This window comes from Streptococcus sp. 11273D007BT (assembly GCF_053547195.1).
Genome location: NZ_JBPWPE010000001.1, coordinates 1,101,970 through 1,116,522 on the forward strand (window position 1 = coordinate 1,101,970; position 14,553 = coordinate 1,116,522).

Below are 14,553 nucleotides of genomic sequence, written 5' to 3' on the forward strand. Positions count from 1 at the left end.
CTATAGTGGCGCATCATTTGACAGCCCCTTTTGGTAAATGGCAATTTTATAATCTAAACGCTTAAGAGCAGCCTCCTGTTCCTTAAGACGTGCTTTCAGCTTGTCACGCTCGGTTTGTAAAATCTCCAAACGCTCAAGGCGTGTGCTATCTCCTTGACCATACAAGGTCATATAGGTTGTCAAAGAGTCAACAGACAAGCCCGCTGAACGAAAACATTTCACAAACTCTAAAGCCTCTAAATCCTTCTGCTGAAAATCACGAATACCTGATTTATTCCGTGTAATCGGTGGAACTAAGCCAATTTTTTCATAATAACGAATGGTGTCGGCAGATAAGCCCACCAGGTCAGCAGCAACTTTTATATTCATTCCCCACCTCCATCCTTGATAGCCCTATTATATACCCTAGAGTTAACTCTAAGTCAAGGAAAAAGATTATTTTAATTTTTTGACGATAAATTCAAAACTAAACAAGATCCCGACAGAAATCAAAATAGGTATCATATAAGATTCTTGAAATCCGATAAATGAGTAAACGATCATCCCAGCTGTAAAAGGAGCTCCCATTGTCACTCCTAAAAAACTACAGACAGAAATTATTATAAAAATCGGAGAATACTTTACCCAACCCAATACTCCCCCCAACAAAACAATAACCTCCCCAAAGACGGCACCAATTGAAATAGAAGGCGTCATCGTCCCACCATAAGAGCCAAATCGTAAGCAGAGTAAGACAATAATAAATTTTAATACAAATAGCGCCACTGCATCACTGAGTCGCATTCCATCCAAACTTGACTGAATCAAAAGAGAGCCATTTCCAAGTAAACTGGGGAAATAATAACTTAGTAGTGCTAGTAAAACAAAAACTATTGGTAATTGCCATAAAATTCGCCTATCTTTAGTTCGATGTTTACTGGCACTCTTACTGAGGCTAGTAAACACTTTAGCGGTAGGTATCGTTATCAACGTCATAAAACTACTGATAACAAGTATTGACCAATTTACTGGTTGACTGGCAACATGATACATGGGGGCATTACTAATTTCAATATTTGCAATAAATGTAGCACCATATGATGTGATAGCTATTATCAGGAAATTCAGAATCGTTAATGGAATACGGTATATCTCAAAAGCAAATAATATACTTGCAAATGGAATTTGATAAATCGCAGCCAAACCAGCAACCGTAGAAGCTGCTACCAATACTGACCGTTCTTCTGCTGTTATCGATACTTTTTTTGCTAAGTAAGCCGATAACAAACTCCCAAATTCTCTTGGAGCAACCTCTTTTCCTATAGGCGAACCCAAGCCTACTGTCACAATTTGTAAGAGAATATGTCCCATCTGTCTACCAAAATTGGGTAATTGTTCACTAGAGGTTTTAGGAAAAATCTGCTTCTTTAAAGAAATTATTCCATTGCTCTGTCTTTGAAGAAAATACCAGCCTACTGAACTAATAAGACCCGATACAATAACGAGTTGGCTACGCTGACCAGAAGTAGAGGTTTGCAAAATATCTGACCAGAAAAAATCAAAAACACAGTGTAGTATAATGGCACCCACTCCTACCATAATAGCTAGAGTAACAGTTAGTAACAGTAAACTTATATTGTTTTTACTCAAAAATGAGCGCATTGTATTTTACACCTTTCTAGAAAAGTTCCCTAATCCAAGTCAACGCCAAATACTTGTAAACTCTCTCGTTCTTGATTGGTTAAGGTTCTATATTCCCCTAATGCTAAGTTGGTATCTAAGCTTAGAGGTCCCATTGTTAAGCGCTTTAAATCAATAACCTCTTTGCCACAAGCTGCGACCATTCTTTTCACCTGATGGAATTTCCCTTCTTTTAAAGTAATATGCACTAAACTGGTTTCTTCCTCTTCATTACGTTCTAAAATATCAAGCTGAGCAGGTAGGCAAGTAAAATCTTTGAGGGCAATACCTCTTTCAAAAGCTGTTATATCTTCACTTGTCATAATACCTGCAACCTTAGCTTCATAACGCTTACTGACATGTTTTTTAGGTGATAGCATAGCATGAGCTAGTCCCCCATTATTTGTCAAAAGCAAAAGACCATGAGTATCAATATCAAGTCTCCCAACAGGAAAGACATCTTTATAGTGCGCCCGTTCATCTAGAAGATCTAGCACAGTTTTATGCTTACTATCTTCGGTTGCGGAAATCACGCCTTTGGGTTTGTTTAACATATAATACACAAAACGTTCATGATTCAGCACTTGTCCAGACACACTGATCTGATCCTGTTTAGGGTCAACTTGCCTTTTAGGAGAAGTCTCGACTACTTCATTAACTTTAACGGTTTTATTTTTTAAAATCTTTTTGACCTCAGTTCGTGACCCCACACCACAATCTACTAAAAATTTATCTAATCTCATATAACCTCTCTATGTTTTTCTAAGCGAAATAAACCTTCCTTGTCAGGATACTGCTCTCCTTTTTTGATGCTATAACCAAATTTTTGATAAAAGCCGACAGCCGTTATAGAAGATGGAATTTCAATTCGCTTACTTTTTATAAAATAGCTATCTTGTTCCAACGTTTTCATTATCAAAGAGCCCAATCCTTGTTTTTGATGGTCTGCCGCAACAAAAATCGTAAACAAACTCGCCTCATCTTCTTTATCCCAATAGGGACCTATTGCGCCACAAGCTACCAGAGTAGCATCTTTTTCAACCACATAAAAATGTGTCCATGAGGCACGTTTGATCAAAGCATCTGCAGATAAACTTTCTACAACCTGCTCAATATAAGCTGCCTCATAATCTTTTTGATTGATTTGGCGTAAACTTGCAGCAATCATTTTGGCTAATGGTTCCGCATCTTTTTCTTGAAATAATCGAATCATACTTACCCTCTCTTTTAATCATTATAGCACAGCTTTTACAAAAGAAAAAACGCTCAAAGAGCGTCAATTGTTAGCTATTAGAAATCTGAGATTGCTTTTTATAAGTGTAATCTTTTAGGATTTGATAGGCACTTGCTGAGACTGGAACCGCCACCAGCATCCCAAATACACCACCTAATGCGCCACCAAGAGTAATGGCAAGTAGGACCCACATCCCAGGTAGTCCGATTGAACCTCCGACAACACGTGGATAAATCAAGTTTCCTTCAAATTGTTGTAGTAACACGATAAAAATCAAAAAGATAAGGGCCTGTTTAAAATCTTGAGTTAAAATTAAGATCACTCCCACACTCGTTCCAATATAGGCACCGATCACAGGAATTAAGGCAGTAAAAGAAATCAGGACACCAATCGTTGCAGCATAGGGTAAACCAAGTAAGCTCATCCCAATAGCTGTCAAAGATCCTAAAATCATAGCTTCTAAAGTCTGACTAACAAAAAAACCGTGGAAACGTTGATTTAAAACGTCTAGGACATAATAAATCCCTTTGGCGTATGGTTTGAAAAAGGTATCGATTAAAAGTCGAAACTGACGCCCTAGAGTTTCCTTATTGACCAAAACATAAGCCGAGAAAATTAAGCTCACGACCAAATTTAGTAAGGTTGAAGCTATGGAGGTAACCGAGATTAAGATACTGGTTAGACTACTTAACAACTGGCTAAGAATCTGTTTGCTAAAATTGATCAAGGTATTCGTTACTTCTGCTTCTCCTCCAAGTGCATTGATAACGTTTGAGACGATCTCACTTTTTTGGATATGATTTAATAACTTCGCAATATCTTGAGGATTAATCGATAAAAGAGACTGTAAACTGGTAATCAAATCTGGTAATACAATAGTGAAAATCATATAAACGACAGCTGTAAAAGTCGCATAAGCTAATAATAAAGAAAAACTTCTTTTAAATTTTAAAATGTAATCAACCTTGATGAGTTTAACAAAAAGTTTTTCATAAGCACTCATCACAATATTGACAACAAAAGCCACTCCTGCCCCCACAATAAAGGGATGAGCTGCTTTGTAAATCGTTTGAAGTAAGGTAGCGCCGCTTGACCAATTACTTTGAATAAATAAACATGTCACAAAAATAAGAACTACTGAGCTAATCAGTCGTTTATCAAATTGCATGGTTGTCCTCGTTTCCAATCATCATTATCTATTTATTATACAGATAAAAATACTTTTTGTCACCTTTTCTAGCTACTGATCTCCTAAGTAGTTAATTCCTTGACATTATTTTATAAAAAACATATAATCTAGTTATCAATACTAGATAAAAGAGAGGTTGTGACATGATGAATACCATTCCCTACTGGGATGAGCTGCCAGATTTGGATTTATACCTTGATCAGATCTTACTGTATGTCAATCAATACACACAATATAGCCTAGATCCCAAGGATAAAGGTCTGACAGCCTCGATGATTAACAATTACGTTAAACACAAACACATTGATAAGCCCATCAAAAAAAAATATCAAAAACATCAACTTGCTCGTCTGATTGCTCTAAATAGCTTAAAGCATGTTTTTTCTATTCAAGAAATTAGCCATACTTTGAATCTATTGTCTGAAAAACAAGATTCAAAAACACTTTATAACCACTTTGTTGATTGTATGAGAAATCAGGAAAATAATGAGACACCAGAAATTATTAGGTGCGCCTGCCAAGCCCTCAAACTTTATTATAAAACCCGTCAATTAACCTTAGATTTAGAAGGAGAACACTCATGAATCACAGTCTAAAACTCAGTGCCCCACTCTCTTTTGGAGAAGAAGTCGCTAATAGTGTGACACATGCTATTGGGTCAGCTATCATGTTGAGCTTATTACCGATTACTGCTATCCATGCTTATCATGATTATAATAACACTGCAGTTGTAGGGATGTCTATTTTTGTCATCAGCCTATTTCTGATGTTTCTATCTTCAACCATCTACCACTCTATGCCTTATGATTCAACTCATAAATATGTCTTACGTATTATCGATCATAGTATGATTTATATTGCAATTGCAGGGAGTTATACACCTGTTGCTCTTTCTTTAGTTGGAGGATGGTTAGGTTATGCGATCATCACGCTACAATGGGGAATCACAATTTTTGGTATTCTTTATAAGATTTTTGCCAAACATATCAATGAAAAATTCAGCCTATTTCTTTATCTTTTTATGGGGTGGTTAGTCATTTTCATCATTCCAGCCATTTTGCAAAAGACTAGCATGACATTTGGACTTCTCATGCTAGCTGGTGGTTTATCTTACACAATAGGTGCTGTTTTCTACGCTAAAAAGAAACCCTATTTTCATATGATTTGGCATCTCTTCATTCTCTTAGCGTCGACTTTGCAATATATAGCCATTGTCTATTTTATGTTATAAAAGAACAACCGCAAGAATTTATCTTGCGGTTGTTCTTTTAGGTTAATTCATTAAAATCCCAAACATCATCTACCCAGCCTTGATAAAAATCTGGCTCATGGCAGACCATAAGGATAGAGCCTTTATAGGCTTTTAAAGCACGCTTTAATTCATCCTTTGCATCAACATCCAAATGATTGGTCGGCTCGTCTAACACTAAAACATTATTTTCGCGATTCATTAGTAAACAAAAACGAACTTTTGCCTGTTCTCCACCTGATAAAACCTGAATCTGACTTTCAATGTGTTTTGATGTTAAACCACATCTTGCTAGGGCTGCACGAACTTCAGCTTGATTTAAAGCAGGGAAAGCATCCCAAACTGCTTCAAGTGGCGTTTGGCGGTTACCCCCAGCTACTTCTTGCTCAAAATATCCCAACTCTAAATACTCACCTCGCTCAACTGAACCAGATAAGGGTGGGATGATGCCTAATAAACTCTTTAGAAGTGTTGATTTTCCGATACCATTGGCACCAACAATCGCAATCTTTTGGTTACGCTCAAATGTGAGATTGAGAGGTTTTCTGGTCAACACACGGTCATAGCCAATTTCTAAATCAGTTGTTTGAAAAATAAAACGGCTTGGTGTGCGTGCCATCTTAAAATCAAAAGATGGCTTAGGCTTTTCAGCTTGTAGCTCAATAATTTCCATTTTGTCCAACTTCTTTTGACGTGACATCGCCATATTACGCGTTGCCACACGTGCCTTGTTACGATTCACAAAATCTTGAAGGTCTGCAATTTCTTTTTGTTGGCGCTCATAAGCTGCTTCAAGTTGCGCTTTTTTCATAGCATGCACTTCTTGAAATTGATAATAATCTCCAGTATAACGCGTTAATAATTGATTTTCAACATGATATACAATATTAATCACATCGTTTAAAAATGGAATATCATGAGAGATTAGGACAAAGGCATTTTCATAATTTTGAAGGTAGCGTTTTAACCAGTCAATATGTTCGGCATCTAGATAGTTGGTTGGCTCATCCAATAACAAAATATCTGGCTTTTCTAAGAGAAGTTTAGCCAGTAGAACTTTAGTCCGCTGTCCTCCACTTAAAGCTGTGACGTCCTTATCCATCCCATAATCCATAACACCTAAAGCGCGTGCGACCTCATCGATCTTGGCATCTAGGGTATAAAAATCACGGCTTTCTAAGCGGTCTTGTAACTCACCAACCTCTTCCATAAGAGCATCCACATCAGCTCCCTCTTCTGCCATTGACATATAGATGTCATTGATGCGAGCTTCTGTTTTAAACAATTCATCAAAGGCTGTACGAAGAACATCTCTAACCGTTTGCCCCTCATTTAATACAGCATGTTGGTCCAAATAACCTGCTGTGACATACTTAGACCACTCCACCTTTCCTTCGTCTGGTTGCAATTGCCCTGTCACAATGCTCATAAAGGTAGATTTCCCTTCTCCATTTGCACCGACTAAGCCGATATGCTCTCCTTTCAACAAGCGAAAAGAGACATCCTCAAAAATAGCACGGTCCCCAAAACCATGACTAAGATTTTTTACTTCTAAAATACTCATACGCACTCCATCATATCAATTTTACTAAAAGTCAATAACTTCACTATTATAGCATAAAAAAGAGAGATTGGATAAACCAATCTCTCTTTTGATAGAGGAGAGACAATAATATTAAGATTGTTTCTGACCTGCTTTTCGTTTAGCTAGATAAAGTGCCGATCCCATGATAACACCACCTATCACCAAAAATAGAACAACCCCTTGTCCCCCTGTTGAAGGTAGCGTCGGAATTCGATGGTTTAAAACTTCTTTTTCAAGCACTTGACTAGCATTTTCTTTGGTATTGGTATGAATGGCTATCGGCTCTAGCAACTTGATATAGCCTTCCAATGCTTTGGTCTCAACAATCCAATAGTCTGCATCTACCTCAAGGTGACTAAAGCTGGCATAACCTTCCGAATCAGTTGTGACGTCATAATCACTAGCTTGGTCATAATCTGCCTCACCAGGCTTAATCACAGATAACACCTGACCACTAGCATCATATTTCACTCGAATAAAGCGATTGTTGTCGGCGTTCTCACGGCTATCTGCCAGTTTAAATTGGACACCTTCAAGAGCTTTCTGATTATTGGCATCTAATTTATGTAGTCTGATACTGGTTGTTGTCACATCGGAATAAAGGACAACACCTACGCGTTCTGGTTCTACCACTTGTAGATTATTAACAGTTCCCGCTACGGAGTTCCATGCCGCTTTATCAGCTTCTTCTGCTTGACTTGGATTTAACAAGTTTTTATCATCAATCCTTTCAGGTGCTTTCATAACAAAGTAAATGTCTTGACCTGACGAAACAGAGCTCACCCCATCTTTTAGTTTTAGCATGAAGCTATGGATGGCTTCCCAATTAGTGACTTGATCAGCTGTTCGCCAATTAGGCTCTTCTGCTCCTGCTGGATTTTCAGGTGCTGGGACACCAGATGGGTATTGTGCTTCTTGGTAAATTTGATCACGCTTAGGATTAGTGGACTCACTATAATAGACCTCTACCTTATCATCCCAAGCAACCGGGAGTGTAATGGGGCCTGTCATTAGCGGAGTAAAACGGCTTTGACGATCTTGGTTTGACAAAATAGTCAAATCTCCTACGGAAGGCAAGACGTCAATAAAGGCTAATTTGGTAAAATTGGTATGATCTGCATTTTCAACACGAATATGGTAACGAATCTCACCTCCAAGATCGGCATGCCCCATCTTGCTATACTCAGCATCTCTATTCCCTTTTACAGATTTTGTCAGCGTTAATAAATCATTTGAGACATAGTGATAGTTCGCACTACCCTTGACAATATTTTCCGAAGTATTTTGATTTCCATTAACATCATCAGCATCTAAAATGAGGTCATTTCCACTTGCAGCTTGCAATGGTGTAGAACTTGATCCATAGGCATCGACAGTAAGAAGTGATGGAATCTCCTGAGATAAGCTCACATCAACCTCAAAAGTCATGTATTTCCCTGGTTTTAATTGCTTATTACCATCTCCTTCCCATTGGTAACGAATCAATTGACGGTCTGTTCCATTAAAGTTATCAAGAATTTCAACCACTTGTCCACTAGATTGGCTGTAAGACCAGTTTGGTTGACTCTGGTTAACTGTTACTCCTTTTGGTAACAAAACAGAAGCCATTAGCGGACCATCTAGATTTTTTGTTGACGCATCAATATTAGAAAAGGTTACTCTTAAACGATTGCTTTCTGTAGAAGAGATGATATTGCCATCTCTTTGTAAAAATTCGGGAGTAATCTTAGCAATTGCTGGTGTGGTATCTTTTGCTGAAATCATCGCTGTACGTGGACCTAGTTCAGTATTGATAAGACCATTATCATCAGCTGCTCCAATAGGACGACGAACAAAAGGCTGGACGCGGGCACCTGTACCATTCAAATTAACGAGAGCTAACTCACCAAAAGTATGATTTTTATTCATGACCTTAACAGGCGAAGTGTTATTAAGATTGGGGTTAATTGTATAGTAATCTTCGACATAGGCTGTAAATCCAGCATTTAATATCTCTGATCGATCACGGCTACCATAAATAACATTAAATGAGTTAACATGCTCACCTGCTTCCAGACCCAATTGATCACGATTTAAACTGATGTAGGGATGATAGATAGTGTAATTTTGCCCATTAGGGTGAAATGGGCCACTTTGATGAACAGCATAATCCCCTGAGTTTAAGGTAATAGATTTATTTCCTTTAGAGGTATTCAACTCTATCGTAATAGTTGGGTAGTTCGCAGAGGTGCCATTGGCAATTTTTCCTCCAGGCAACTGATAATTTGCTCGGCCAAAAGCAAAGAAAGAACCAATAGATACATGGAGTTCATCCAATTCTAAATTTGCATCCACTTCACGATTTAATCCAACAAAATGGTAATCATTCTTAGTTGGATTATAATCCCCATAACCACTATTGTGACTCCAGCTAACATTCCAGTCTGGACCAATCCCTTCATGTGCATAAGAAAAATTGACACCATCATGGTTAGTGAGGTTGACATCAAAGGCTGGATGACGCGTACGTGTGCCGTTCCACTTGCCAGTATCATTAAAGAAATTTGTAGGAACAGTTAATTGAGCAGTTCCAAAATGCTGGCTTGCCCCATAAGTAATTTTTAAACCAGAACCATCAGTACTATTACCATTGTTATCAAATTGATAGGTTTTACTGGTTCCTTTATTAGTATCTTTTAAAATAACCTGACGGACACGACGTGGATGTGTTCCTTGATCCCATCCAATATCAACAGACAAGTTAAAAACTGTGCGACCATTATTTTGAATAGGACCAGTATAACCTGTTGATAAGGAATCATAAAAATCTCTAGAAATCAAAGGGGTGACATTGTAGTTCATGGTGAACCCTAGGCGCGTGTTGGGACTATTTGGCACTGTGGGATTTGGGTTGGCTTGACTCACAGCAGAAAAACCTGATGGTTTATTCCCATTTGCATCAGATGGGCCTAAATTTATGCTATAAGCCCATTGTCCCTTTGGCGCAGCAAGAGGATTATTTCCTTTACTAATACTACCACCAACTTGATTGGATTTTTGACTAATCTCTTCATCATTAATCGAGATAATATTTGCTGTAGCAGTATTTACAAACTCTCCTTCTGCACTAGGATCCATACTCTTGAAGGTAAGCTCCTTTGTCCAAATGATACCATTTTTACTCTCAGCCAAGGACTTTTGGTCTTCTATACTAGGTGCAGTAAAGCTCACACGACTATCACCGACCATCTGAAGATGAGATGGGTTATCATCTATAATGGTTATGGTAGATCCTGGTTTAAGATACTGCTTGGTAACAGATAAGCTTGGTTTAAAAGAGTGTACTTTAATCCCTATCTCACCACTATTGTAAACTGGACTGCCATCCACTAGAACAACAGCAGTCGCTAGCATATCAGATAAATTGGGAATAATGCCATTTGTGGAATTCACTTGAATCTGAGTTTGATACGTTTGACCTGTTACCATTTCAGGAATTTCCCAAGTCAAGAATTTTTCATCGGTACTCAAAGTAGGAGTGATCCCAGCGATTTTCATGCGACTTAAATCTGACGAAACCTTATAATAACTTTGGTTTTCAGGCAACTTTATCGTCACTTTCACGTTAGATACTTTATCAATCAGAGCGCCTGTTGACTTAATATAAAAATGATAAGTTCCTGTTTCTCCTGCCAAAATACTACTAGTGGCTTTATCAAAATAAGCGGACAACCCTTCCAAATTTTGTCCAGTGGCAGATCGTGCTGTAAAGAAGTCTGTCCACTTAGGAACCGAAGTGGCATCTGAAGAAGGTTTTTCAGTGTTTTTTACTGCATTCGCATCTGTCTCTAATTTCTCAGGAGTTTCAGATTCAGTAGAAGATACCTCTTTGGTATCTATGTTTTCCTCAGAGGTGATTGCTGATGCCTCTTCTTTATTCCCATCTAGCTCTGAACTATTAACCTTTGTTTCATCAACCACCTGATCCTCAACTACAGTAGCTTCTTCCATTACAGGTTCTGTTTTCGTTTCAATCTGAGAGTTAGGAACCTCTCCAGACTCCGATTGACTCATATCAGCTCTCTCATCTTGGTTTGAATCAACAGAAGTATCTGGGCTAGAAGTTTCGTTTTGTTGCTCTGAAACCTGTTCTTGATTAATTTGTTCTTCAGACGTTTGTTCTTGGCTAACTTCTTCCTCAGGTTTTTCAGAAACTTCTGTGACCTCCTGCTCATTTTCCTTTGGCTTAGCCAAAATCTTCATCGGATGGGTTTGAACTAAGTCATCTGCTACTGCCTCGTCTAAAGGCTTTTCTTTATCAGTAGAGGTATAAGCTAATAGTTGAAACTCCGCCTCTAAACTTGGCTTAAAAACTAAGACAAGTTGCATTTGATGCTCTTGAAAACTTAAACGTAAGCGCTTAGTTTGCCCATCATTTTCTAAATATTCTCTAACACTCGCATGAACATCTACCAATTCCTGTCCCTCAAACAATTGTTGTGACAGTAATTTTTGATTCGCCAAGAGTGTCTTATCGCTCAGATAGTCAAGACCTTGAGGGAATAAAACATCTACCTCTGTATGAAGTTTATCACTCCTTTCAACTATCAGCTCGATTTCATCATCCAAGAACGTCTCAAATACTCCTGCACTAGAAGTGGTCCATTCTATATTTTCATGTAAAATTTTCAGCTCTTGTGTGATAGGACTATCTGCAAAAACAATTTTTAGGCCTAACAAGGGCGTGACAAAGTTTGATAAGATTAAAACGAGCAATAAAAAGAGGCGCTGATTTAACCACTTTAATGTTTTAAACACATCTCTCCCCTCCTATCTTCTAAGTTCTTACGGATGGATTTCTTCCTAATTTTCTCTTTAAATACCTGATAGCTAATAGTAAGAAACTAAAAATAAAGAACGTTAGAATTATAGTTTTTGTAATCAAGTTTTCTTTAGCTTTTGACATGGATGACGTCGCTTTTGTTTTTGAATATGGGATTCTCTCTCCTGTCACTAATAAACGGTGACTATTTACCATATAAGGTGTACAGGTCAATAAGGTGACAAAATCTTTATTTTCTTTAATGGTTAAGGCAGAAATCTGTGTTGGTTCAATGACTTGAAGATGCGAGACTTGATAAGCTAGTGTTTCTTTCATATTCGTGACATAAAAGACATCCCCTTTTTTCAATTTATCCAAATCCGTAAATAACCGCGCTTTAGGTAATCCTCTATGCGCTGTTAAAACTGCTCTAGTATGTTCACCCCCAACTGGTAGAGAGGATCCCTCAAGATGTCCTACTCCTTTTTGTAAAACAGAATCACTTGTTCCAGCATAAATGGGAAGATCAATATTGATACTTGGAATACTAATATGCCCAATCATCTCCTTAACCTTAAGCATACGAGCATACTCTGCACGCCCTGCTTTTTGCAGATCGGTAAATGGATCTTGCAAACTATTTTCTTGGTAGCCAACCAAACTATCATTATAGGCTTGGGCTAATGCTATTCTTTTAGATATTAGCTCTGGCGTCATCTCTTTGAGCTCATTTTCATAGGTTTTTATTTTTTGATGAGATAGATAAAAGTGATAAACTTGAGCTCCTAAGGGATACAGAGTAAAACTAAGACCCAACACAAAGAGAAAAATAATAAAGATTGATTGGAAACAACTAGACACTATCAGTCTTCTTATTTTCCCCTTCATTCCTATTTCCTCCGTTTTTTCTTAAAGAGAATAAAAGTTAGCCCTAAAACAAGAACAACACTACTAATAACAATAATCCATAGAACCTGTCGGCCTTTTTCGACTGCAACCTTTTCTTCTTTCTCACTATAAGGAATACGGTAGCCTCGAACCAGTAAACGATGACTATTAATCATATACGGTGTACAGGTTATCAAGGTAACATAATCTTTTTGTTCTACAATTTTAATCTTTGATACATCTGTTGGCTCAACAACTACAATATCATCTATCTGATAAGCTAACACTTGATTTAAAATATGAAGATAGATTTTATCTCCTTTTTCAAGTTTATCTAAATCAGTAAAAAGGCGAGCCTTTGGTAAGCCTCTATGCCCCGTTAAAACAGTGTGGGTAAACTCACCTCCAACAGGAAGAGAACTCCCTTCCAAATGCCCGATCCCTTTTTGTAGAACATCTTCTGATACCCCTGCATAGATAGGGAGTTCTTGAGATATTTTAGGAATGGTCATGTAACCTAATTGTTCTTTAACCTCTAACATACGAGCATACTCAGCTTTTCCTTGATTTTTCATTTCTTCACTAAAAGGATCTTGATAAGTGACAGCTGAGCTAGCTGCTGTTACTAAAGAGGCATTGTAGGCTTGGGCTAATGCCATTTTTTTCTGAATGATTTCAGGTTCAAGTTGTGAAACAGCTTTTTCATAGGTCTTTATTTGTTGGTGTGATTGATAAAATGAAATAATTTGCCCTGATAAAGGATAGCTCAGTAGGGCAAATCCTATAAGAAAGAGAAATAAGAATCCCATATTAGACCGTTTTTGCTTTTTATCACCTACCCTCTTCATGACAACAATCGCCTCCTTTCTATCTTTTTTAGATAGAAATCTTATTGATGGCTTTCTTTATGATGCTGTTTTGTCCGATAATGTGATGTTAAGAAACCACAAATAGCAACAATAATCAACACAGCTCCTAGCCCTGTCGCTACCATTTGGATTTCACCGGCACTCGGTAAGCCTGGACGATTCGGTTTAGCAGGGATACTAGGTTTATTGGGAGGAGGAACTTGTGTGGTAGGAGGATCGTGAGGATCTTTAATATTTTTTACGACAAATTCCACCACCTTATCTCTAGAAACTTCCACAGCTAACTCTCTTGTTAGCAACTGGTATCCCGACAAGGTCTCTAATTCTTTAAAATAATATTGCCCTTCTTGCAAACCTTGCAGACTAATTTGTCCCTGCTGATCTGTTTTTAAGATTTGACTAGCTTGACTATCAGTCGTCAGTTGTCCCATCTCTGTAAATCGTAAAGGCTGTTGCTCACCTTCTCTAAACAGATGAAAAGTTACCCCTTCTAATAACTTTCCATCAGTATCTGACTCATTCTCAACCCCTAGCTTCTTCAACAAAATACCTCCAGTATTGGGGTATTGCTTGGTCATCACCAACTGAGGCATCCCATTTTCTCCAAAAGGAAAATTTAGTAAGATAGGTGCATAGCGACTATTTTCTTGATTAATATCTCTGATATAATAAATACCGTCTGCTAATCCTGATACTGTGACATTGCCATTTTCATCGGATACTGGAGATAACTGAGAAGTTGGAAAGCGACTATCTAGGTCAGCTACTGAGAGGTCTTTTAAATCATTACTTAACTTGATCATTTCATCCTGAGCTAGCGGGAATGACTGATCTGTAACGAACCAGATTTTATAAACCACTCCTGAAAGACCATCATAGCCCTTGATTTGAAGCGGTGATACTCCATCTTGAGCAATAACGGTTAACATTCCAATTGTAGAGACCATTAACAACCCTAAAACATAAAGTAGCCATCTCCAACTTTTATTAATGTGACACATCATGCTCTCTCCCTTCTAAAAGGTTATCATAATGAGCAGATAACCTTTTAGAGAAGAAAGAAACTTTCTTCTCTATTG

The 14,553-nt window shown here is 37.8% G+C and carries 12 protein-coding genes; 2 read left to right on the plus strand and 10 right to left on the minus strand.

Annotation, left to right across the window (positions count from 1 at the left end):
- From nmlR to ACEE75_RS05670, 5 genes are all read right to left on the minus strand, one after another.
- On the minus strand, window positions 1–369 hold the full coding sequence (gene nmlR, locus ACEE75_RS05650; RefSeq protein ID WP_427895410.1) for a stress response transcriptional regulator NmlR: 369 nt from the start codon (window positions 367–369) through the stop codon (window positions 1–3).
- Between the two features lie 66 nt (window positions 370–435).
- Window positions 436–1,641 (minus strand): chloride channel protein, encoded by a 1,206-nt coding sequence (locus tag ACEE75_RS05655; RefSeq protein ID WP_449164863.1) that lies wholly within the window; start codon window positions 1,639–1,641, stop codon window positions 436–438.
- A 29-nt stretch (window positions 1,642–1,670) separates the two neighbouring features.
- Window positions 1,671–2,402 (minus strand): pseudouridine synthase, encoded by a 732-nt coding sequence (locus ACEE75_RS05660; protein WP_447575023.1) that lies wholly within the window; start codon window positions 2,400–2,402, stop codon window positions 1,671–1,673.
- Entirely contained in the window at window positions 2,399–2,872 is a 474-nt protein-coding gene (locus ACEE75_RS05665; protein WP_447575024.1) for a GNAT family N-acetyltransferase, read from the minus strand. Before ACEE75_RS05665 ends, ACEE75_RS05660 begins: the two co-directional genes overlap by 4 nt.
- A gap of 70 nt (window positions 2,873–2,942) precedes the next feature.
- Complete coding sequence (locus ACEE75_RS05670; RefSeq protein WP_447575026.1) at window positions 2,943–4,061, minus strand: AI-2E family transporter; 1,119 nt, start codon at window positions 4,059–4,061, stop codon at window positions 2,943–2,945.
- Between the two features lie 164 nt (window positions 4,062–4,225).
- On the opposite strand from ACEE75_RS05670, the gene ACEE75_RS05675 reads away from it, so the two are divergent.
- Together ACEE75_RS05675 and trhA are read left to right on the plus strand one after the other, a co-directional pair.
- Entirely contained in the window at window positions 4,226–4,666 is a 441-nt protein-coding gene (locus tag ACEE75_RS05675) for a DUF1836 domain-containing protein (protein WP_447575028.1), read from the plus strand.
- Window positions 4,663–5,313 carry a PAQR family membrane homeostasis protein TrhA gene (trhA, locus tag ACEE75_RS05680; protein WP_447575030.1) on the plus strand — a complete coding sequence of 217 codons (651 nt, stop codon included), beginning with the start codon at window positions 4,663–4,665 and terminating at the stop codon, window positions 5,311–5,313. Before ACEE75_RS05675 ends, trhA begins: the two co-directional genes overlap by 4 nt.
- Window positions 5,314–5,350: 37 nt before the next feature.
- Here the strand turns inward: trhA and ACEE75_RS05685 are convergent, their stop codons facing one another.
- From ACEE75_RS05685 to ACEE75_RS05705, 5 genes are all read right to left on the minus strand, one after another.
- A complete protein-coding gene (locus ACEE75_RS05685) occupies window positions 5,351–6,895 on the minus strand; it encodes an ABC-F family ATP-binding cassette domain-containing protein (RefSeq protein ID WP_447575032.1) in 1,545 nt (514 codons plus the stop codon).
- A gap of 111 nt (window positions 6,896–7,006) precedes the next feature.
- Window positions 7,007–11,713: a SpaA isopeptide-forming pilin-related protein gene (locus ACEE75_RS05690; RefSeq protein ID WP_447575034.1), complete on the minus strand. Its 4,707-nt coding sequence runs from the start codon at window positions 11,711–11,713 to the stop codon at window positions 7,007–7,009.
- Window positions 11,714–11,732: 19 nt separating this feature from the next.
- Complete coding sequence (locus ACEE75_RS05695; RefSeq protein WP_447575036.1) at window positions 11,733–12,605, minus strand: class C sortase; 873 nt, start codon at window positions 12,603–12,605, stop codon at window positions 11,733–11,735.
- Between the two features lie 2 nt (window positions 12,606–12,607).
- Window positions 12,608–13,453 carry a class C sortase gene (locus ACEE75_RS05700; RefSeq protein WP_447575038.1) on the minus strand — a complete coding sequence of 282 codons (846 nt, stop codon included), beginning with the start codon at window positions 13,451–13,453 and terminating at the stop codon, window positions 12,608–12,610.
- Between the two features lie 41 nt (window positions 13,454–13,494).
- A complete protein-coding gene (locus tag ACEE75_RS05705; RefSeq protein WP_447575040.1) occupies window positions 13,495–14,478 on the minus strand; it encodes an MSCRAMM family protein in 984 nt (327 codons plus the stop codon).
- Window positions 14,479–14,553 lie beyond the last annotated feature (75 nt).

What these genes read in the sequence shown, in the direction of transcription:
- nmlR (WP_427895410.1), bottom strand. Translation starts at nt 369, where the DNA reads ATGAATATAAAAGTTGCTGCTGACCTGGTGGGCTTATCTGCCGACACC.
- ACEE75_RS05655 (WP_449164863.1), bottom strand. Translation starts at nt 1,641, where the DNA reads ATGCGCTCATTTTTGAGTAAAAACAATATAAGTTTACTGTTACTAACT.
- ACEE75_RS05660 (WP_447575023.1), bottom strand. Translation starts at nt 2,402, where the DNA reads ATGAGATTAGATAAATTTTTAGTAGATTGTGGTGTGGGGTCACGAACT.
- ACEE75_RS05665 (WP_447575024.1), bottom strand. Translation starts at nt 2,872, where the DNA reads ATGATTCGATTATTTCAAGAAAAAGATGCGGAACCATTAGCCAAAATG.
- ACEE75_RS05670 (WP_447575026.1), bottom strand. Translation starts at nt 4,061, where the DNA reads ATGCAATTTGATAAACGACTGATTAGCTCAGTAGTTCTTATTTTTGTG.
- ACEE75_RS05675 (WP_447575028.1), top strand. Translation starts at nt 4,226, where the DNA reads ATGATGAATACCATTCCCTACTGGGATGAGCTGCCAGATTTGGATTTA.
- trhA (WP_447575030.1), top strand. Translation starts at nt 4,663, where the DNA reads ATGAATCACAGTCTAAAACTCAGTGCCCCACTCTCTTTTGGAGAAGAA.
- ACEE75_RS05685 (WP_447575032.1), bottom strand. Translation starts at nt 6,895, where the DNA reads ATGAGTATTTTAGAAGTAAAAAATCTTAGTCATGGTTTTGGGGACCGT.
- ACEE75_RS05695 (WP_447575036.1), bottom strand. Translation starts at nt 12,605, where the DNA reads ATGAAGGGGAAAATAAGAAGACTGATAGTGTCTAGTTGTTTCCAATCA.
- ACEE75_RS05700 (WP_447575038.1), bottom strand. Translation starts at nt 13,453, where the DNA reads ATGAAGAGGGTAGGTGATAAAAAGCAAAAACGGTCTAATATGGGATTC.
- ACEE75_RS05705 (WP_447575040.1), bottom strand. Translation starts at nt 14,478, where the DNA reads ATGATGTGTCACATTAATAAAAGTTGGAGATGGCTACTTTATGTTTTA.